The organism is Streptomyces sp. NPDC003300 (genome assembly GCF_040610915.1).
In the GTDB taxonomy this organism is placed as follows: Bacteria; Actinomycetota; Actinomycetes; order Streptomycetales; family Streptomycetaceae; genus Actinacidiphila.
Genome location: NZ_JBEXNE010000050.1, coordinates 1 through 18,865 on the forward strand (window position 1 = coordinate 1; position 18,865 = coordinate 18,865).

Consider the following 18,865-nt stretch of genomic DNA (forward strand, 5'->3'; position numbering starts at 1 on the left):
CACGGTAGCGCTGGTGTCGTTGCTCATGGTGGTATGCCTGCCCCTGGTGACCGGTCAGCCCAGCCGGGGCTGAATCTTCTCGATGAATACGGACTTATGGGATCCCAATCGGCGGGAAGCCGAAGGACGTCGCGGACGACGTCACGGCAGAACATCGTCGAGGAAACCCACGCGGAGCCAAGCCCCTCCCCGGCAAGCGCCACAAGAAAGTTCTCGACGGCCGCCCCCACCGCCACCACGAACATCTCCCGCTCCGCGGCCCCCCGCCGCGCATCCGGATAGGCGTGAGCCCCGTCGGCGACAAGGCACGGCACGACGAGATAAGGAGCGCGCCGCAGCACGTCCCCCCGCCGAAGCCGCCGTGCCACGGACTCCTCGGAGAAACCGTCGCGCCGCAGGTCCGCCGCCCAGGCGTCCCGCATGGCGTCGAGCAACCGCTCCCGTGTCTCGGCCGACTCCAGGAGGACGAACCGCCACGGAGTGGTGTGGTGGGGGGCGGGCGCGGTGACGGCGAGCGCGACGGCACGTCGAACGGCGGCGGGGTCGACCGCGTCGTCGGTGAACTCCCGTACGGTCCGCCGCAGCGAGACGGCCTCGCGTACGGCCTCGGAGGTGCCGAGCCGGAACATGTCGTTGGCGGCGGCCCGCACAAGAGGCCGCGCGCCGGAATCGTCGCCGTCGCCGAGAGCGCCCTCGTCGGCGACGACCTCGCCGAGCCCCCGTACGACGGCCACCGGCAACCCCCCGACCTTCCCCTTGACCAGGTCCCCGGCGGCGGCCAACTCGTCCCCGGTGGCGGTCACCGTCACGGACATGAGGTTGCCGTGGCTGTCGAGACCGCCGCGGAGGTCGTCCAGGACGCGGACCCCGGCGGCGCCGATGGCGACGTCGGTGAGACCTTCGCGCCAGGGCCGCCCGAAGGTGTCGGTGACGATGACGCCGACGCGTACGCCGAGGATCTCGCGGAGGCCGTCCCGGACGCGCCGGGCGGAGGCGTCGGGGTCCTCGGGGAGCAGAAGGATGGTTCCCGCCGCGGTGTTGGAGGCGTCGACGCCCGCCGCGGCCATGACGAAGCCGTGCCGGGTCTCGACGATGCGGGTGGGTCCGCGGCGGGCGACGAGGCGTACGGCCTCGGCGTCGATGGCGGCCTCGCGGTCGTCGGCGTTGACGATCCGGCCCTCGGCCTTGCTGACGATCTTGGAGGTGACCAGCAGGACGTCGCCGTCGGCGAGTTCGGTCCCGGTGGCGGCGATGAGCTTGGCGATGTCGGCGCCCGGCTGCACCTCGCCGATGCCGGGGACGGCGAACACCTCGTAGCGGGGCGCGTTCATGCCCGTACCTCCTCGGCGAGCGTCAGCGCCTCCCTGGCCATCTGGGCCGTGGCCTCGGGGCCGTCCATGAGCAGCGGGATGGCCCGGCAGCGGATTCCGGCGGCCTCGACCTCGGGGACGGCGGCGGCGTCGACGGTGTCGACCAGCCAGCCGTCGAGCAGCCCGGAGCCGTAGTGCGCGGCGACGGCCGCGGCCGTCGACTCGACCCCGACGGCGGCCAGCACCTTGTCGGCCATGCCGCGCACGGGGGCGTCGCCGATGAGCGGGGAGAGGCCGACGACCGGCACCCCGGCCTCGGCGATGGCCTCGCGGATGCCGGGCACGGCGAGGATGGTGCCGATGCTGACGACGGGGTTGGACGGCGGGAAGACGATGACGTCCGCCTCGCCGATCGCCTCCAGGACGCCGGGCGCGGGCTTGGCGCCCTCCGCGCCGACCGGCACGACGGCGTGCGCGGGTACGGAGGCGCGCAGCCGTACCCAGTACTCCTGGAAGTGAACGGCCTTGCGCTCGCCGTCGATCTCGACCAGCACGTGGGTCTCGATCCGGTCGTCGGACATCGGGATGAGCCGCACGCCGGGCTTCCAGCGGGCGCACAGCGCTTCGGTGACGGCGCTGAGCGGGTAGCCCGCGCCGATCATCTGTGTGCGCACGATGTGGGTGGCGAAGTCCCGGTCGCCGAGACCGAACCACTCGGGGCCCACGCCGTACGCGGCGAGTTCCTCCTTGACCGCGAAGGTCTCCTCGGCCCGCCCCCAGCCCTGCTCCTCGTGGATGCCGCCGCCGAGGGTGTACATCACGGTGTCGAGGTCGGGGCAGACCTTCAAACCGAACAGATGGATGTCGTCTCCGGTGTTGCCGATGACGGTGATCTCCGCCTCCGGCGCCGCTGCCTTCAGGCCGCGCAGAAAGCGCGCCCCTCCAATACCTCCGGCCAGAACCACGATTCGCATGGTTCCCAGTCTGTCAGCCCGCCGCGGCGGCCCGTGAGGTATCGGCCCGCGGGGCGGCGGACGTGCAGGCGTACGGGGTCATCTTGGTGAGGCCGGGGAAGTAGACGTGCAGGCTCACCGCGGGTTCCAGCGCGTCGTTGACGACCTCGTGGACGTAACCGGGCGCGAAGGCACGCTGCGCGCCCGCCGACAGCACCCGGTTGACCTCGCGGCCGACGCCGCCCGAGGCCCCCGTGCTCGCATCCGGCAGCGCCCGCTCGCGCAGCGCGCCTTGGAGCACGGTGAGCACACCGGACGACAGGCCGTGGTCGTGCAGCCCGCTGCTCTGACCGGGCAGCCAGCTCAGCAGCCACACCTCGTAGCCGGGGCCGCGGCGCAGCCGCGCGTACCAGCGGGTGGTGGCGTCGTAGCGCACCTGGGGGGCCCATCGCTCGCGGTCGGCGGCGATGGAGCGGGCGAGCCCGGCGAACTCCGCGACGGTGCGTGGGTGTTGCGGCACCGGGGGGAGCAGGTGGGGAAGGGCGAGCGGGTCACCGGCGATCGAGACATCGCTGTACATGAAGGTGTGTTCCTCGTGATGCGCGAGTGGCTAGGCGGTGCCAGGTCCGTGACAGGTCCTGGGCAGGGGGCTCAGCGGCAACAACAGGAACGACAACAGCTCTGGGCGAGCGCGACGCAGCGGGACTCGCGACGGCGAGTCCGGGTAGGCGCGTGGTGCTCAGCAGGCATACCGTCAAGGAGACCGGTCCCGCCCGTACCTTGTCAACCGGATGTCCGGAATGTCGCGAATCTTTCACCTGATCCGGCTGGAAGGGTTGGTGAAAGGTTTGTGCGCAGAAGTGTGCGGATATGTGGTGCCCAACCGCATGAAGAGCACGTTGTGCTGTTGTGCTTCTGTGATCGGAATGTGATCCACAACGCTTCACCCGAATGGCGGAACGTGGCGCGTGGCCAAGGCGTCTGACGAGGTGTGAACGGTGGATCGGCGGGACCATGGTTGACGGATACCGGATTTTAGGCCGATATCAACACTTTCTGTCACCTCTTGGTTCAGCGGAGTGAATAACGGGCCCAATAGCAGATCTCGGCTTGACTGGCCCGGATCGGCACACTTGTAATTTCACTCGTGTCGTTAGGCCGCTCATGGTGACGGCAACATCACGGGGAAGCACGACAGACGAGGGGCGCGCATGACCGAGCAGTTCCAGTTGCTGCTGGCCGAAGAGGCCGACGAGGAACTCGGCTGGCAGGAGCGCGCGCTGTGTGCGCAGACCGACCCCGAGTCGTTCTTCCCGGAAAAGGGCGGTTCCACGCGTGAGGCGAAGAAAGTCTGCCTCGCCTGTGAAGTCCGTTCCGACTGCTTGGAGTACGCCCTGGCCAACGACGAACGCTTCGGCATCTGGGGCGGCCTGTCCGAGCGGGAGCGCCGCCGCCTGAAGAAGGGCGTCGTCTGAACCACGCGACCGGGCCGACGACCGGTCCGAGGACCGGGTCCGCGGCAGGGCGCCGACCGAGCCCTGACCGCGCCCCCGACCCCTCGCGCGGCACCGCGCACCGGCCCGATCACAGCTCCCGCACACCCCGCTTCCAGCCCGCGTACAGCCCGCTTTCCGCGCCCACCGGCACGGGAGGCGGGCTGCCGTTGTTCTCACACTCGGACGGAGCCCCCGGTGTAAGCCGTTAGTGTGGGGGCCCGTCCGAGACGTTCCCCGCCGCCGGCGGCCGATGCGTCAACCGCAGTCCAGCGAACCGGGGCCCGAACCTCGATGTCCGTGAACAGCCCAGCACCGGCCTTCTTCCCGGCCGGCATCCCTGAGTTCCCGCGCCACGTCGTCACCGCCGTGCTCGTCGCGCACGACGGCGCGCGCTGGCTGCCCAAAGCCCTCGCCGGCCTGCTCTCCCAGGACCGCCCTGTCCAGGACGTGATCGCCGCCGACACCGGCAGCGCGGACGACTCCGCGCGGCTGCTCGCCGACTCCCTCGGCGACCAGCGCGTCCTGCACCTGGCCCGCCGCACCGGCTTCGGCGCCGCCGTCGAGGAGGCCGCCAGGGTCGCCGCGCCGCTCAGCGCCGAGCAGTTGCCGTACCTGGGACGCCGCAGCGGCTGGGACCCGGTCAGCCGCAGTTGGAACGACGACGCGTACGACGAGCCCGAGCAGCCGCACGGCGACCCCGTCCAGTGGCTGTGGCTGCTGCACGACGACTGCGAGCCCGACCCCGGAGCGCTCGCCGCCCTGCTGCGCACCGCGGACGCCTCGCCGTCCGCCTCGATCATCGGCCCCAAGCTGCGGAGCTGGTTCGACCGCAGGCAGCTCCTCGAAGTCGGCGTCAGCATCGCCCGCAGCGGTCGCCGTTGGACCGCGCTCGAACGCCGCGAGCAGGACCAGGGCCAGCACGACCAGACCCGCCCGGTGCTCGCCGTGTCGTCCGCGGGCATGCTGGTGCGCCGCGACGTGTGGGAGGAGCTGGGCGGATTCGACCGCAGGCTGCCCCTGATGCGCGACGACGTCGACTTCTGCTGGCGCGCCCAAGCGGCGGGCCACACCGTGCTGGTCGCCCCCGACGCCGTCATGTGGCACGCCGAGGCCGCCTCCCGCGAGCGCCGTCCGGTCGACTGCGCGGGCCGCTCCTCGGTCAACCCGCACCGCGTCGACAAGGCCGGCGCCGTCTACACCCTGCTGGCCAACACCCGCGGCCCGCTGCTGCCCTATGTGATGCTGCGGATCGCCGTCGGCACCATATTGCGCACGCTCGCCTATCTCGTCGGCAAGGTGCCGGGACAGGCCGTCGACGAGATCGTCGGACTGCTCGGCGTCCTGCTGCGCCCCGGACGGGTGCTGGCCGCCAGACGCAGAAGAGGCCGCGGCACCGTACCGCCCTCCGAACTGCGACCGCTCTTCCCGCCGCCCGGCGCGACCGTACGCGCCACCGTCGACCAGGTCGTCAGCAACATCGCGGGCCGCGCGGACGCCGCGTCCGCCGCCGCGGGACGCCACGGCGGCTCCGTCGAGTCCGGACCGGGCGACGAGGACGGCGACTTCCTGGAAGTCGAGCAATTCGCGCGGCTCAAGCGCGTCGCCCGCAAGCCGGGCCCCGTGCTCTTCGCCGTCCTGCTCGTCGTCTCGCTCGCCGCCTGCCGCTCACTGCTCGGCGGGGGAGCCCTCTTCGGCGGCGCCCTGCTGCCCGCCGACCCCGGCGCCTCCGACCTGTGGGGCACCTACACGGGTTCCTGGCACGCGCTGGGCACCGGCGGCACCCAGGCCGCGCCCCCGTACATCGCGGTCCTCGCGCTCTTCGCGACCGTGCTCTTCGGCTCCACGGGACTCACCCTCACCCTGCTGCTGGTGGCCTCCGTGCCGCTGGCCGGGATCACCGCCTACTTCGCCTCCCGCCCGCTCGTCGAGTCGCGCCTGCTGCGCGCCTGGGCGTCGGTCGCGTACGCCTTCCTGCCCGCCGCCACCGGGGCGCTGGCCACCGGACGGCTCGGCACCGCCGTCCTGGCCATCCTGCTGCCGCTGATGGCGCGCGCCGCCGTCGGCGCCGCGGGCCTCCAGCTCGGCGACGGCGCGATCGAGCGCGGCGCACGGCCCGGCTGGCGCTCCACCTGGGCGCTGGCGCTGATGCTCACCTTCACCACCGCCTTCACCCCGGTCACCTGGCCGATCGCCCTGACACTGGCCGCCGCCACCCTCGGCTGGCGCATGGCCCGCGGCCAGCAGCAGCTCCTGGTCCCGCAGCTCCTGCGCTTCGCGGCCCTGCTGATCACCCCGATCGTGCTGCTCGCCCCCTGGTCGCTGACGCTGCTCGCGCACCCCGGACGCCTGCTGCACGAGGCGGGACTGCCGTACGGCGACAAGGGCGTCTCCGGCATCGACCTGCTGATGCTCAGCCCCGGCGGACCCAAGGCGGGCGCCGCCTTCCTGCTGATCGGCGTCGTCCTGGCCGCGCTCGCCGCCCTGATGCGCGACACCCGCCGCCCGGCGATCGTCGCCGCCTGGGCCGCCGCCGCGACCGGACTGCTCTTCGCCGTCATCGAGAACACCAAGGCGTGGGCGGGCCCCGCCACCCTCGTCTACGGTCTCGCCCTGCTGGCCGCCGCCGCGATCGGCGCGGAAGGCGCCAAGGAGCGGATCGCCGCCAGCGGCTTCGGCTGGCGCCAGCCCGTCGCGGGCCTGATCGCGCTGGCCGCGGCCCTCGCGCCGCTGCTGGCCGCCTTCACCTGGGTCGCCGACGGCGCGAACGGCCCCATCAAGCGCCAGGACCCGCAGCAGGTGCCCGCCTTCGTCGCCGAGGAGAGCACCTCCCGCGACCAGGCCCGCACCCTGGTGCTCAACGGCACCGCGGGCCGCATCTCGTACTCCCTGGTGCGCGGCGCGGGCGCGCGGATCGGCGACGCCGAACTGGCCGCGGAGGCGTCCCGCGACAGCGAACTCGACACCGTCGTCGCCAACCTGGTGGCGGGTTCCGGCGCCGACCAGGGCAGCCGCCTCACCGGATACGCCATCCGTTACGTACTGGCGCAGAAGGGCGCGCCGCGCTCGGTGGGCCGCGTCCTGGACAGCACCCCCGGCCTGTCCCGGGTGAGCCAGGCGGACGGCAGCGAATTGTGGCGCGTCAACGACGCGGTCTCCAGGATCGCGATCACCAGCAAGGGCGCGCAGCCCGTCGCCGTCGCGGCAGGCAAGGTCGAGGCGCACACCACGGTGCCCGCGGGTCCCGAAGGCCGCGTATTGCGCCTGGCGGACTCCGCCGCGCCCGGCTGGCACGCCACCCTGAACGGATCCGCGCTGCCCAGAACGACCGTCGACGGCTGGGCGCAGGGCTTCCAGCTGCCCGCCACCGGCGGCCGTCTGGACGTCACCTATGAGGAGCCGTTCACCCACACCTTCTGGCTGGGCGCGCAGGGACTGCTGCTGCTCGTGGTCATCGTGCTGGCCCTGCCGGGCCGCCGCCGCGAGATCGACGACGACCTGCCGGAGGCCGACGCGCCCAGCGCCGTCCAGATTCCCGCACAAGGTGCGGGCGAGGGCCGTCGCGCCCGCCGCCTCCAGGCGGCGGCCGACGCCGAGGCCGCCGCGGCCGATCCCGACGCCGCGGAGGCCGAGGGCCAGGAGCAGGCGGCCTACGCGGCCCAGCAGGCCCACCACGGCCGGCAGGGCCAGGACGGGCCCGCGGGCCCCGACGCACCGCCGCAGACCCCGTACGACCCCTCTGAGGGCGGTTACGACCCGTACGCGGTACCTGCCCCCGACACCGGCGAGCAGTTCTACGGCTACCCGCGGCAGGACCCCGGCTACGGCACCGACCCCGCCCAGCAGCAGTGGGACGGGCAGCAGCAGTACGCGGCGGAGCCGGGCACGTACGAGCAGCAGCAGGTCGGCTACACCGACCAGTACGGCTACCCGCAGCAGCCCCCGCCGCCCTACGACCCGTACGCGACGACCGGCCACGAAGAGGCGGCCGGTTACGACGAGACGGCGGGTTACGACCAGCAGCAGCCGCCGCAGCAGCAGTACGACGGGCAGGCGCCGTACGGCGGACAGCAGCCCTACGACCCGGCCGCGTACCCCGACCCGGCTGCCCCGTACTACGCCGAAGACGACCAGCGCCGCGACGGGAGCGACCACCAGTGAACCGCAGCACGATCTCCCTGGCGGGCGCCGTCGCCGCCCTGGCCGTACTGACCGGCGCCGCCGTGGTGTCCGGCGGCGGCGACCGGGACACCGCGCCGGTCGCCTCCGCGGCCCGGCTGCCCGTACAGCGCAGCAATCTGCTGTGCCCGGCGCCGTCCTCGTCGGAATTCGCCAACACCACCTACACCTCGTTCACCCCGCAGGGGACGGCGGGCGCGACCGGCTCCGGCAGCGCGCAACTGGTCCCCGCGACGCCCAAGGGCAAGGCGCTCACCCCGCTGAAGGCCGCGGGCAAGCCCGCCACCAGCTCCACCGACAAGCCCGACGCGCCCGCGCTGATCGGTACGGCCGACGGGCCGCTCGCGCCCGGCTGGACCGTCCAGCAGACCACCGTCGTGGACACCGGGGCGGGCCGCGGCCTGCTCGGCGCGTCCTGCGTGGCGCCGGACAGCGAATTCTGGTTCGCGGGCGCCAGCACGGGACCCGACCGGCAGGACTTCCTGCACCTGGTGAACCCCGACGACACCCCGGCGGTCGTCGACATCGAGCTGTACGGCAAGGACGGCCTGCTGAAGGCGTCCACCGGCGACGGCGTCACCGTGGCGGGCAAGTCCGCCAAGCCGGTGCTGCTGTCCACCCTGGTCGCGGACAAGGCGCAGGACCTCACCGTGCACGTCGTGGCGCGCAGCGGCCGGGTCGGCGCGGCCGTTCAGGCCATCGACAAGAAGCTCGGCAGCGACTGGCTGACCCCGGCCGCCGAGCCCGCCACCAGCCTGGTGCTGCCCGGCATCCCCGCCGACGCCGCGACCGTGCGCCTGGTGGTGTACGCGGCCGGTTCCGACGACGCCGACCTCACGCTGAAGCTGGCGACGCCGACCGGCTCGATCACCCCCGCGGGACACGAGACGCTGCACGTCAAGAGCGGTATGACCAGCGCGGTCGACCTCGGTGACCTCACCAAGGGCGAGGCGGGTTCGCTGGTCATCACCTCCAGCCAGGTCCACGCGGCGGTCCCCGTCGTGGCGGGCCTGCGGGTGACGCGCGGCAAGGGCGCCAAGCAGGAGATGGCGTTCCTGCCCGCCACCCCGGCGATCGAGACCCGCTCCACCGTCGCCGACAACCGCACCAAGGGCTCCACCTTGTCGCTGGTCGCCGTCGGCCAGGACGCCAGTGTGAAGATCACCGCGTCGGCCGGATCCTCCGGCGGCGAGCCGGTGTCGAAGACGGTCAGCGTCAAGGCGGGGACGACCGTCGCCGTCCCGCCGCCGCTGCCCGCGTCCGGCAAGGGCACGTTCGCCGTGACCGTCGTGCGCGTCTCCGGCGGAAGCGTCTACGCCTCACGGACGCTGGCGCTCCCGCTGGACGGGGTGCCGATGTTCACGATCCAGCCGATGTCCGACGACCACGGCATGGTGGATGTTCCCGCCGCCCGCGCCGACCTGGGGATTCTCAACCACTAGAGCGTTTTCCCGCACCTGGTGCGGTCCTCGCGGGCCGCACCATATGCGGGCGGTCCGCGTCGGGGCCGCGCCGCGCCGTGTCAGTCCTCGCCGTACTTCGGGTCGACGTTCTCGGGGGACAGGCCGAGCAGCTCCGCGACCTGCTCCACGACGATCTCGTGCACCAGGAGCGCCCGCTCGTCGCGGGTCTTGGCGCGGATCTCCACCGGGCGCCGGTAGACCACGATGCGGCTCGGCCGGTCCTTGCCCGCGCCGATGAGACGGCCCAGCGGCACCGTGTCGTCGTCCGACGGCGGGGTGTCCTGCGGCCAGGGCACCTCCTGGACGGCGAATTCGACGTCGGCGAGCTGCGGCCAGCGCCTTTCCAGCCGGTCGGCGGCGTCGCGCACCAGGTCGTCGAAGGCGTCGGCGCGGCTGAGCGCCAGCGGCACCTGCGGGGGCGCGATGGGCCCGCGCATCCCACGTCCGTGGCGGTCGCGGTGGCGCGGACGGGGTGCGGAAGGAGGAGGTGCCGAGCTTTCCATCAGCGATGAGCCTAGCCCTCCCGCCGGGTGCGCACAGGACGGACACCACGCAGTCAGCATCTGGCCATAGATCAGACGCATATGCGCCAGCCGCCGCCTTTCACGGCCGTGACCTCGTGTCGTACTTCTCCCGCACCGCCGCGCCGCGCCTGCCATGTGTTTTCCGTCCGCGCAGGTCAGCGCGGCGGCCGTCACACGGCACGATTCCGGGGGCACGTGACGACACGACCGGGTGAGCTGGCGGAGAGTCGTCGCGGCCCGCTCAAGAGTGCGGTACCGTCCAACCTCGTGAGCCTTGTACGTCGCTGTTCGCGCACCGCATGCGGCCGTCCCGCCGTCGCGACGCTGACGTACGTCTACGCGGACTCCACCGCCGTTCTCGGACCGCTCGCCACGTACGCGGAACCGCACTGCTACGACCTGTGCTCCGAGCACTCCGAGCGGCTGACCGCGCCCCGTGGCTGGGAAGTCGTCCGCCTGGCGACGGACACCGGTCCCGTCGGGCCCAGCGGCGACGACCTCGAAGCGCTCGCCAACGCGGTGCGCGAGGCGGCCCGCCCCCAGGAGCGCCGCCAGCAGGGCCCTGGCCCGCGCGACATCGACCCGCTGGAAGTGGCCCGCCGCGGCCATCTGCGCGTGCTCCGCTCGCCCGAGCAGTAGCAGCCGGCCTCACCTCCCGTCCCCACCCGCGGTCCCCACCCCGCGCAAGCCGCCCCTCGCGCCGTCCCGTTGACCCTTTCGGGGCTCCCGTGACGCCACCCCTCGCGTCGCGGCGGCGGCGAAAAACTCCGCTCACCCCATCGGGGTAGGTTGTGGTGGAAACTCCACCGCGCCGCCCACCGGCGCCGTTCCGACCCTTCACCAGAGTTCACCAGAGGTGTGCAGTGGCCGATTTGTCGCAGCTCGTCAAGGCCTACGACGTACGCGGAGTCGTACCCGACCAGTGGGACGAGCCGCTCGCCGAGATCTTCGGCGCCGCCTTCGCCACGGTCACCGACGCCACGGCGATCGTCGTCGGACACGACATGCGGCCCTCGTCCCCCGGCCTGTCCGCCGCCTTCGCGCGCGGCGCCGCCTCCCGCGGCGCGGACGTCACCGGGATCGGCCTGTGCTCCACCGACGAGCTGTACTTCGCCAGCGGGCAACTCGACCTGCCCGGCGCCATGTTCACGGCCAGTCACAACCCGGCGCGGTACAACGGCATCAAGATGTGCCGCGCGGGCGCCGCCCCCATCGGCCAGGACACCGGCCTCGCCGACATCCGCGCGCTCGCGGAGAAGTGGCTGGAGAACGGCGTCCCCGCCGTCGACGCGGAAACCGGCACCCTGGTGCGGCGCGACGTGCTCGGCGACTACGCCGCCTATCTGCGCTCGCTGGTCGACCTCTCCGGAATCCGGCCGCTCAAGGTGGTCGTGGACGCGGGCAACGGCATGGGCGGCCACACCGTGCCCACCGTCCTCGACGGGCTGCCCGTCGACCTGGTGCCGATGTACTTCGAACTGGACGGCACCTTCCCCAACCACGAGGCCAACCCGCTCGACCCGAAGAATCTGGTCGACCTCCAGGCGCGGGTCCGCGAGACCGGCGCCGACATCGGCCTGGCCTTCGACGGCGACGCCGACCGCTGCTTCGCGGTGGACGAGCGCGGCGAACCCGTCTCCCCGTCCGCGGTGACCGCCCTGGTCGCCGCCCGCGAACTGGCCAAGCACCCCGGCGCCACGATCATCCACAATCTGATCACGTCCTGGTCGGTGCCCGAGGTGGTCAGGGAACACGGCGGCGTCCCGGTGCGCACCCGTGTCGGCCACTCCTTCATCAAGCAGGAAATGGCCGACTCCGGCGCCGTCTTCGGCGGCGAGCACTCCGCGCACTACTACTTCCGCGAGTTCTGGAACGCCGACACCGGCATGCTCGCCGCCCTCCACCTGCTGGCCGCCCTCGGCGCCCAGGACGGCCCGCTGTCCGCCCTCGTCGCCGCCTACGACCGCTACGCGGGCTCCGGCGAGATCAACAGCACCGTCGCCGACCAGGCCGCGAGCACCGCGGCGGTCCGCGCCGCCTTCGCCGGCCATGACGGCGTCACCTTCGACGAGCTGGACGGGCTCACCGTCACGTCCGCCGACTGGTGGTTCAACCTCCGCGCCTCCAACACCGAGCCGCTGCTGCGGCTGAACGTCGAGGCGCGCGACGCGGAGGGCGTGGCCCGCGTCAGGGACCAGGTCCTGGCGATCGTCAGGGCCTGAGCCCGCGTGGTCTCGCGGGCCCGACGCGGGGTGGGTCCTATGCGGCCGGGGGTGCGCGGGCCGGCCGTCGTACGCGCCTGGTCGTCGTACGGGTCCGGTCGCCGTACGGGTCCCGTCGCCGTACGGGTCCCGTCGTCGTACGGGCGCGGTCACCGTACGGGCGCGGTCCCCGCATGGGCGCTCCCGGAGTTATCCACAGGCCGCACTCGGGGCCGGGCGCTACGGCTATAGGCTGAGAACGTACGCGGCGGGAGCCGTCGGCCCGGCCCGGGACCGTACCGCTCGGAGCACGCGCCCGCCGTTTCCCGACCGCAGTCCCGCGCGCGGTGGCACCTCGCCGCTCGCCGCACCCAGCACGGAGGACCCCACCATGCCGCTCGTCGAACCCAGCCTCCTGGAAATCCTCGCCTGCCCGGCGTGCCACGCCCCGCTCCGCGAGGACGCCGACGCGAACGAGCTGGTCTGCACCTCCGACACGTGCGGCCTCGCCTACCCCGTACGCGACGACATCCCCGTACTCCTCGTCGACGAGGCCCGCCGCCCCCGCTGACACCCCCGCACGACCGCCGGACCGCCCGTCCGCCCCATCCATCCGCCGACCCTGACCAGGCCGCTTCCGACCGGGAGGTCGCGTTGTTCGACGAGTCGCTGCTTGAGGACCCCGAAGCGCTGGCCCGCGCGGACAGCCGCGGACTGCTGCTGGGCGTCGCCGCCGCCGGCGCCCGCGTACGCACCGCGCTGCGCCTGGCCGAAGAGGCCGGAGTCACCGCGCTGCGGCCCGACGGCCGCCCCCGGACCGTCCTGCTCGCGGCCAGCGGACCCGACGCCGCCGCGGTCGCCGACCTGCTGGTCGCCCTCGGCTCCGGCACCTGCCCCGTCGAGGTGCTGCCGCCCACAGGACCCACCCCGCAACAGTCCCGCTGGACACTGCCCGGCTGGGCGGGACCGCTCGACCTGCTGCTGCTCATCACCCCGCAGGGCAGCGAGCAGGGCCTGACCGACCTCGTGGAACAGGCATACCGCCGCGGCTGCACCGCCGCCGCCGTCACCCCGGTCAAGGCACCGCTCGCCGAAGCCGTGGAACAGGTGCACGGCATGGCCCTGCCGTTCGCCGCGCCCTTCGGCAACGGCGCGGACCCCGCGGACGAGGACCCCGCCAACGACGCGGGCGCCTTCTGGGCGCTCCTCGCCCCGCTGCTCGCCCTCGCCGACCGGATCGGCCTGCTGAGCGCACCCACCCAGGCGCTGTACGGCGTCGCCGACCGGCTCGACGAGGTCGCCGCCCGCTGCGGCCCCGCCATCGCCACGTACACCAACCCGGCCAAGACCCTCGCGGCCGAACTGGCCGACGCCCTCCCGCTGTTGTGGAGCCAGGGCCGGCTCTCCGCCACCGCCGCCCGCCGCTTCGCGACCGTGCTCGGCACCCGCGCGGGCCAGCCCGCGCTCACCGCGGAACTGCCCGCCGCGCTCACCGTCCACGGCCCCCTCCAGGCCAGCGCCCTCGCCCTGGCCGCCGACCCCGAGGACTTCTTCCGCGACCGGGTCGAAGAACCCGGGGGACTGCGCCTGCGGATCGTGCTCCTCCAGGAGAACTCCGAGCAGCCCGGACCCGCCACCCCCGCCGCCCGCGAGCAGGCGTACGCCCACGACACCCCGCTCAGCGAGATCGCCGCCGCCCCCGGCGGCCCGCTCGACACCGCGGCCGAACTGATCGCCCTCGCGGATTTCGCCACCGTCTACCTGACCGTCGCCTCGGCTGAGAGATCATGACCGCATGAACCGCCTCACCAACACGATCCGCCCCTACGCCTGGGGATCCACCACCGCCATCCCCGAACTGCTCGGCACACCGCCGACCGGCGAACCCCAGGCCGAACTGTGGATGGGCGCCCACCCCGGCGCGCCCTCCCGGATCGACCGCGGCGAAGGCCCCGTCGCACTCGACACGGTGATCGCGGCCGACCCCCGCGCCGAACTCGGCGACACCACCGTCAAGCGCTTCGGCCCCCGGCTGCCCTTCCTGTTCAAGGTGCTGGCCGCGGGCGCGCCGCTCTCCGTCCAGGTCCACCCCGACCTCGCGCAGGCCAAGGCCGGATTCGCCGACGAGGAAGCCCGCGGCATCCCGACCGACGCCCCCGACCGCAACTACAAGGACGCCAACCACAAGCCCGAAATGCTCGTGGCGCTCTCCCCGTTCGACGGACTGTGCGGCTTCCGCCGCCCCACCGACGCCGCCGACCTCATCGACGGCCTCGGCGTCCCCGCCCTCGCGCCCTACGCCGACATCCTCCGCGCCCACCCCGAGGACAAGGCGCTGCGCGAAGTCCTCGCCGCCGTCCTCACCGCGGAACCCGAGGCGATGGCCGAGTCCGTCACCGCCGCGGCCGAGGCCGCCGCCCGGCTGTCCACCACCGACAGCCCCTACGCCGCGGACTACGCCGCCTACGCCCAGGCCGCCCACAGTTTCCCCGGCGACCGCGGCGTCATCGCCGCGATGCTGCTCAACTACGTACGCCTGCAACCCGGCGAAGCCCTCTACCTCGGCGCGGGCGTCCCGCACGCCTACCTCGACGGCCTCGGCGTGGAGATCATGGCCAACTCCGACAACGTCCTGCGCTGCGGCCTCACCCCCAAGCACATCGACGTCCCCGAACTCCTGCGCGTCGTCCGCTTCGAGGCCGGCGACCCCGGCGTCCTGCGCCCCGAGGCCGCCCCCGACGGCGAAGAGCTGTACGCGGCGCCGATCGACGAATTCCGGCTCTCCCGCTACGTCCTGGCCCCCGGTGCGCAGGCCCGCACCCTCGACTCCGGCACCCCGCAGATCCTGCTCTGCACCGCGGGCCGGGCCGAACTGCGCGACGGCGACGGCACCACCTTGACGCTGGCCCCCGGCGAGTCGGCGTACGTCCCCGCGAGCGAGCGCACCACCCTGACCGGCGAAGGCACCGTCTTCCGGGCCACCGTGGCCGCCTGACGCACCAAAAGCCCGACGGGCTGCAACAATGTGCGTCCGCAACGCCCGGTACGACAAGACACAGACCCCGGGCCGACGAAAGGGACCCCAGCACCTATGAGCGCGTCAGGCGGAACACGGGCGATCGTCGCGGCGCTGAGCGCCAACCTGGCCATCGCCGTGGCCAAGTTCGTGGCCTTCGCGTTCAGCGGCTCGTCCTCGATGCTCGCCGAAGGCGTGCACTCCATCGCCGACTCCGGCAACCAGGCGCTGCTCCTGATCGGCGGCAAGAAGGCCAAGCGCGCCGCCAACGACGAGCACCCCTTCGGCTACGGCAGGGAACGCTACGTCTACGCCTTCCTCGTCTCGATCGTGCTGTTCTCCGTCGGCGGCATGTTCGCGCTCTACGAGGGCTACGAGAAGATCCGCCACCCGCACGAGATCGAGCACTGGTACTGGCCGGTCGGCGTCCTCGTCTTCGCGATCATCGCCGAGGGCTACTCCTTCCGCACCGCCATCAAGGAGTCCAACCACACCCGCGGCAAGCAGTCCTGGGCCGAGTTCATCCGCCGCGCCAAGGCACCCGAACTCCCCGTCGTCCTCCTGGAGGACTTCGGCGCCCTCATCGGCCTCATCCTCGCCCTGATCGGCGTCGGCATCGCCCTCGCCACCGGCGACGGCGTCTGGGACGGCATCGGCACCCTCTGCATCGGCCTGCTGCTCATCACCATCGCCCTCGTCCTCGCGGCCGAGACCAAGTCGCTGCTGATCGGCGAAGGCGCGGGACCCGACTCGCTGGCCAGGATCCGCGCCGCCGTCGTCGACGGCGACACCGTCACCGGCGTCATCCACATGCGCACCCTGCACCTCGGCCCCGAAGAACTCCTCGTCGCCGCCAAGATCGCCGTGCAGCACGACGACACCGCCGCCGAGGTCGCCCGCGCCATCGACGCCGCCGAGGAACGCATCCGCGCCGCGGAACCCTTCGTCCGCGTCGTCTACCTGGAACCCGACATCTACAGCGAGCAGGCAGCCGCCGCGGGCCCCGACCCGGACCAGACTCCTGGCGGCCGGTGACCGGAAGCGCACTGGGGCGGACCGCCCGTCCGGTGTAGCTTTGTCGTAGCCAGACGTCGCTGCTGATGGCGGTCGGGCGGGTCATCTCGCGATGCCCGGCCGAGGGAGAGAGGGCCTCCGACGGATTGCGCTGCCGCTAGGGGACGGGTGTGTCCGCACGAGGGCACCCCCGTACACGCCCCGTGGCCGCGCCGTATCCACGTCCGCCTCGACCGCAGCACCGAGGAGCACTTCATATGACCACCACCGCCACCGACTTCAAGGTCGCGGACCTCTCGCTTGCCGCCTACGGCCGCAAGGAGATCACCCTCGCCGAGCACGAGATGCCCGGCCTGATGTCCATCCGCAACGAGTACGCCGCCGCGCAGCCGCTGGCCGGCTCGCGGATCACCGGCTCGCTGCACATGACCGTGCAGACCGCCGTCCTGATCGAGACCCTCGTCGCCCTCGGCGCCGAGGTCCGCTGGGCGTCCTGCAACATCTTCTCCACCCAGGACCACGCGGCCGCGGCCATCGCCGTCGGCCCGAACGGCACCGAGGAGAACCCGCAGGGCATCCCCGTCTTCGCCTGGAAGGGCGAGACGCTCGAAGAGTACTGGTGGTGCACGGAGCAGGCCCTGACCTGGCCGAACACCGCCACCGGCGGCCCCAACATGATCCTGGACGACGGCGGCGACGCCACGCTCCTGGTCCACAAGGGCGTCGAGTTCGAGAAGGCCGGCGCCGCCCCGGACCCGGCCACCGCGGAGAGCGAGGAGGAGCAGTTCGTTCTCCGCCTCCTCAACCGCACCCTCGGGGAGAACCCGCAGAAGTGGACGCAGCTCGCGTCCGAGATCCGCGGCGTCACCGAGGAGACCACCACCGGCGTCCACCGCCTCTACGAGATGCAGCAGGACGGCTCGCTGCTCTTCCCGGCGATCAACGTCAACGACGCGGTCACCAAGTCGAAGTTCGACAACAAGTACGGCTGCCGCCACTCCCTGATCGACGGCATCAACCGCGCCACCGACGTCCTCATCGGCGGCAAGGTCGCCGTGGTCTGCGGCTACGGCGACGTCGGCAAGGGCTGCGCGGAGTCGCTGCGCGGCCAGGGCGCCCGCGTCGTCATCACCGAGATCGACCCGATCTGCGCGCTCCAGGCGGCGATGGACGGCTACCAGGTCGCCACCCTCGACGACGTCGTCGGCATCGCCGACATCTTCGTCACCACGACCGGCAACAAGGACATCATCCTGGCCTCCGACATGGCCAAGATGAAGCACCAGGCCATCGTCGGGAACATCGGCCACTTCGACAACGAGATCGACATGGCCGGCCTCGCGAAGATCCCCGGCATCGTCAAGGACGAGGTCAAGCCGCAGGTCCACACCTGGACCTTCCCCGACGGCAAGACGTTGATCGTGCTGTCCGAGGGCCGCCTGCTCAACCTGGGCAACGCGACCGGCCACCCCTCCTTCGTGATGTCCAACTCCTTCGCGGACCAGACCCTGGCCCAGATCGAGCTGTTCACCAAGCCGGAGGAGTACCCGATCGGCGTCTACGTGCTCCCCAAGCACCTGGACGAGAAGGTCGCCCGTCTCCACCTGGACGCGCTGGGCGTCAAGCTCACCACGCTCCGCCCGGAGCAGGCCGCCTACATCGGCGTGAAGGTCGAAGGCCCCTACAAGTCCGACCACTACCGCTACTGATCCACCGCGCGCTGGCCCCCGTCTCCCGTCCGAGGCGGGGGCCTCGCACGTCACCGGCACACCGAAAGACACCGAGACCCCACCATGCCCCGAGGCCGTTACTCGTTCCACGACACACACGACCACACCCCCCTCGGTGCAGAACACTTCCACTGCGCCACCGGCCCCTCCGGCTGGCGCTACACCGCGCAGACCACCACCTCCGGCGGCGATCACGCGGGCTCGGTCGACCTCACCCTCGACCAGCTCGGCCGCCCCATCCGACTCGAACTCCACGCGTCCGCCTGGCAGGTACGCGGAGCCGCACTCGACGGCGTCACCTGGGTCCGTACCGACCCCACCGGCGAACACGCCCAGGAGGGCAACGCCGCCGCCCACGCCTTCACCGGTGCCTCGCCCGCGTTCCTGATCGCCACCGCGCGACTGCTCCGCCTGGAACCCGGCGGCCCCGCCACCCGCGTACGTCTCGTGTCATTCCGGCCCCCCGTGCTCGCGCCCCTCACCGTGGACCAGTCCTGGTCCTTGATCACCAGGACAGCACACCCCACTGACAACGGGCCGCTGGCAGTGGACGAATACCAGGTCAACGACCTCGCGACCGGCGATCAGCACGACGTCCACATCGCCGGGGACGTGGTCCTCGCGGCCCCCGGCATCGAGCTGGAAGACCTGGAGACACCTCCGTCGACCTTCGCGTGAGGCCGCCTGAAAGTTCCTCACCGTGAACCGTTGACTCAAGGTTGGCGGGGAGGTAGGTTAGAACGGTTGTCACGAGCTGGACAGGTCCGCTGGTGACCGACTAGGATCCATGTCGCTTCGCTCGACGAAGACACACCACCCAAGCCGAGAGAAATCTCAGTTCGGGCATCCGTGTCTCCGAAACGCGAGTGGTAATTCCGACCAGTGAACTTCTGCTAAAGTCGGAGACACGACGAAGGGAAAGCCCGGAGGGCCGGTGAAACGGTCTGAAGGAAGCTTCCGTTCCTTGAGAACTCAACAGCGT

15 protein-coding genes are annotated in these 18,865 nt (G+C 72.2%); 11 read left to right on the top strand and 4 right to left on the bottom strand.

Going from position 1 to position 18,865, the window contains the following annotated elements; genetic code table 11:
* Positions 1-23 precede the first annotated feature (23 nt).
* From ABZX65_RS35735 to ABZX65_RS35745, 3 genes are read right to left on the bottom strand one after another with little or no spacing between them, the layout of a single operon-like run.
* Positions 24-1,331: a coenzyme F420-0:L-glutamate ligase gene (locus tag ABZX65_RS35735; protein WP_355350054.1), complete on the bottom strand. Its 1,308-nt coding sequence runs from the start codon at positions 1,329-1,331 to the stop codon at positions 24-26.
* Entirely contained in the window at positions 1,328-2,284 is a 957-nt protein-coding gene (gene cofD / locus ABZX65_RS35740) for a 2-phospho-L-lactate transferase (RefSeq protein WP_355350057.1), read from the bottom strand. Before cofD ends, ABZX65_RS35735 begins: the two co-directional genes overlap by 4 nt.
* A 13-nt stretch (positions 2,285-2,297) precedes the next feature.
* The gene (locus ABZX65_RS35745; RefSeq protein ID WP_355350060.1) at positions 2,298-2,843 is read right to left on the bottom strand and encodes a cysteine dioxygenase family protein; all 546 of its coding nucleotides are present in this window, start codon (positions 2,841-2,843) and stop codon (positions 2,298-2,300) included.
* A gap of 631 nt (positions 2,844-3,474) precedes the next feature.
* Here ABZX65_RS35745 and ABZX65_RS35750 point away from each other — a divergent pair.
* The 3 genes from ABZX65_RS35750 to ABZX65_RS35760 all read left to right on the top strand — a co-directional run bounded on the left by ABZX65_RS35750 (position 3,475) and on the right by ABZX65_RS35760 (position 9,377).
* A complete protein-coding gene (locus tag ABZX65_RS35750; RefSeq protein ID WP_031519519.1) occupies positions 3,475-3,738 on the top strand; it encodes a WhiB family transcriptional regulator in 264 nt (87 codons plus the stop codon).
* A gap of 312 nt (positions 3,739-4,050) precedes the next feature.
* Positions 4,051-7,917, top strand: a complete 3,867-nt coding sequence (locus ABZX65_RS35755) for a glycosyltransferase family 2 protein (RefSeq protein WP_355350064.1) — start codon at positions 4,051-4,053, stop codon at positions 7,915-7,917.
* Positions 7,914-9,377 carry a DUF5719 family protein gene (locus ABZX65_RS35760; protein ID WP_355350067.1) on the top strand — a complete coding sequence of 488 codons (1,464 nt, stop codon included), beginning with the start codon at positions 7,914-7,916 and terminating at the stop codon, positions 9,375-9,377. The genes ABZX65_RS35755 and ABZX65_RS35760 overlap by 4 nt, the downstream gene beginning before the upstream one ends.
* Before the next feature lie 80 nt (positions 9,378-9,457).
* On the opposite strand, the gene ABZX65_RS35765 is transcribed toward ABZX65_RS35760, so the two are convergent.
* Complete coding sequence (locus ABZX65_RS35765) at positions 9,458-9,901, bottom strand: metallopeptidase family protein (RefSeq protein WP_355350070.1); 444 nt, start codon at positions 9,899-9,901, stop codon at positions 9,458-9,460.
* 237 nt (positions 9,902-10,138) lie between these two features.
* On the opposite strand from ABZX65_RS35765, the gene ABZX65_RS35770 reads away from it, so the two are divergent.
* The 8 genes from ABZX65_RS35770 to ABZX65_RS35805 all read left to right on the top strand — a co-directional run bounded on the left by ABZX65_RS35770 (position 10,139) and on the right by ABZX65_RS35805 (position 18,561).
* Positions 10,139-10,561: a DUF3499 domain-containing protein gene (locus ABZX65_RS35770; RefSeq protein WP_355350091.1), complete on the top strand. Its 423-nt coding sequence runs from the start codon at positions 10,139-10,141 to the stop codon at positions 10,559-10,561.
* A 224-nt stretch (positions 10,562-10,785) separates the two neighbouring features.
* The gene (locus ABZX65_RS35775) at positions 10,786-12,144 is read left to right on the top strand and encodes a phosphomannomutase/phosphoglucomutase (protein ID WP_355350073.1); all 1,359 of its coding nucleotides are present in this window, start codon (positions 10,786-10,788) and stop codon (positions 12,142-12,144) included.
* Positions 12,145-12,514: 370 nt separating this feature from the next.
* Positions 12,515-12,694, top strand: a complete 180-nt coding sequence (locus ABZX65_RS35780) for a Trm112 family protein (RefSeq protein ID WP_188283872.1) — start codon at positions 12,515-12,517, stop codon at positions 12,692-12,694.
* A gap of 83 nt (positions 12,695-12,777) precedes the next feature.
* Complete coding sequence (locus tag ABZX65_RS35785) at positions 12,778-13,914, top strand: SIS domain-containing protein (protein ID WP_355350076.1); 1,137 nt, start codon at positions 12,778-12,780, stop codon at positions 13,912-13,914.
* A 4-nt stretch (positions 13,915-13,918) separates the two neighbouring features.
* Positions 13,919-15,118 (top strand): mannose-6-phosphate isomerase, class I, encoded by a 1,200-nt coding sequence (gene manA, locus ABZX65_RS35790; RefSeq protein ID WP_355350079.1) that lies wholly within the window; start codon positions 13,919-13,921, stop codon positions 15,116-15,118.
* Positions 15,119-15,214: 96 nt separating this feature from the next.
* On the top strand, positions 15,215-16,174 hold the full coding sequence (locus ABZX65_RS35795) for a cation diffusion facilitator family transporter (protein ID WP_355350082.1): 960 nt from the start codon (positions 15,215-15,217) through the stop codon (positions 16,172-16,174).
* Positions 16,175-16,410: 236 nt separating this feature from the next.
* The gene (ahcY, locus tag ABZX65_RS35800) at positions 16,411-17,862 is read left to right on the top strand and encodes an adenosylhomocysteinase (protein WP_355350085.1); all 1,452 of its coding nucleotides are present in this window, start codon (positions 16,411-16,413) and stop codon (positions 17,860-17,862) included.
* A gap of 84 nt (positions 17,863-17,946) precedes the next feature.
* Positions 17,947-18,561, top strand: coding sequence for a hypothetical protein (locus ABZX65_RS35805; protein ID WP_355350088.1), 615 nt, complete (start codon positions 17,947-17,949; stop codon positions 18,559-18,561).
* Positions 18,562-18,865 lie beyond the last annotated feature (304 nt).

Bases quoted from the DNA above. Each gene is read 5' to 3' on its own strand.
- ABZX65_RS35735 (WP_355350054.1), bottom strand. From the start codon at position 1,331: ATGAACGCGCCCCGCTACGAGGTGTTCGCCGTCCCCGGCATCGGCGAG.
- cofD (WP_355350057.1), bottom strand. From the start codon at position 2,284: ATGCGAATCGTGGTTCTGGCCGGAGGTATTGGAGGGGCGCGCTTTCTG.
- ABZX65_RS35745 (WP_355350060.1), bottom strand. From the start codon at position 2,843: ATGTACAGCGATGTCTCGATCGCCGGTGACCCGCTCGCCCTTCCCCAC.
- ABZX65_RS35750 (WP_031519519.1), top strand. From the start codon at position 3,475: ATGACCGAGCAGTTCCAGTTGCTGCTGGCCGAAGAGGCCGACGAGGAA.
- ABZX65_RS35755 (WP_355350064.1), top strand. From the start codon at position 4,051: ATGTCCGTGAACAGCCCAGCACCGGCCTTCTTCCCGGCCGGCATCCCT.
- ABZX65_RS35765 (WP_355350070.1), bottom strand. From the start codon at position 9,901: ATGGAAAGCTCGGCACCTCCTCCTTCCGCACCCCGTCCGCGCCACCGC.
- ABZX65_RS35780 (WP_188283872.1), top strand. From the start codon at position 12,515: ATGCCGCTCGTCGAACCCAGCCTCCTGGAAATCCTCGCCTGCCCGGCG.
- manA (WP_355350079.1), top strand. From the start codon at position 13,919: ATGAACCGCCTCACCAACACGATCCGCCCCTACGCCTGGGGATCCACC.
- ABZX65_RS35795 (WP_355350082.1), top strand. From the start codon at position 15,215: ATGAGCGCGTCAGGCGGAACACGGGCGATCGTCGCGGCGCTGAGCGCC.
- ahcY (WP_355350085.1), top strand. From the start codon at position 16,411: ATGACCACCACCGCCACCGACTTCAAGGTCGCGGACCTCTCGCTTGCC.
- ABZX65_RS35805 (WP_355350088.1), top strand. From the start codon at position 17,947: ATGCCCCGAGGCCGTTACTCGTTCCACGACACACACGACCACACCCCC.